We start from the raw sequence: 863 nt of genomic DNA, 5'->3' as shown, positions 1-863 counted from the left end.
GTTGAGACCACTGTAATGTCTGGCTTGAGTTCGCTTAAAGCTCGTTTTACGTCGTCAGTCAGTACCGTATCACCACTAATGTAAATTGATGGTTCGTTCGGGAGTTCTAAATAGAACCCACAGCCATTCGCCATTACTTTATGAATCCAGCCATGACCGTGTTGCGCTGGCACAGCGGTGATCTTGCCTTCTAGATAATCCGTTTCTACCCAACTGTCTAAACCATGACTCACAGTGATCCCATATTTCTCTAGGTAAGCTTTATCTTTGCTTGGTGTTGCGACTGTAATGCCGTTATCAACCAAGAAAGCCTCACCTGCCGTGTCTAGGTGGTCACCATGTTGTAGGGGCTTGAAACCAAAGGTCTGACTGTGAGTGATTAAAGCGTGAGTGACTGTATTAAGCAGTGACCCTGCATTGGCTGGCAAGTCCACGGTTGGGTTCTTGGCGGCTTTAAAACGCAATACAGAAAATGGAGGCAGTGAACCTTTTTCACCTAACATCGGATCGATCAGAATACGGTATTGGCCAGATTCAATGATAAAAGTGGCACTGCGAAGGTGATGAATTTTCATGATGTTTGCTCCGATGAATTAGTGTTCAACAATTATGGTGCAGAGTGAAAAAGTGTCATACTGTGTTTAAGGTAATCTATCGCTCAAATTGGGCCATTGTTTTATTGAGGTCACTTTTATGCCTTCGTCCGCTACAGCTCCAGTATCCGCTACAGATCCAATCAAGGTTGCCGTGATCGCGTTTGAAGGGATCAGCGCATTTCATTTGTCGGTGCCCTGTTTGGTTTTTCAAGATGTATTTATTGAACAGCAACCCAAGTTTTCAGTAACTTTGTGCAGTGTCTCTGG

At 44.5% G+C, this 863-nt stretch carries 1 protein-coding gene; it reads right to left on the bottom strand.

From position 1 onward, the window contains the following. The coding region (locus tag KIV40_RS34090; RefSeq protein WP_285353868.1) for an MBL fold metallo-hydrolase at window positions 1–575 on the bottom strand (575 nt) is incomplete at its 3' end. Window positions 576–863: the final 288 nt, after the last annotated feature.

The sequence above is a fragment of the Vibrio sp. D173a genome (assembly GCF_030248475.1).
The sequence above is the reverse complement of the archived record's forward strand: the minus strand, read 5'-3'. Positions and strand labels throughout refer to the sequence as shown.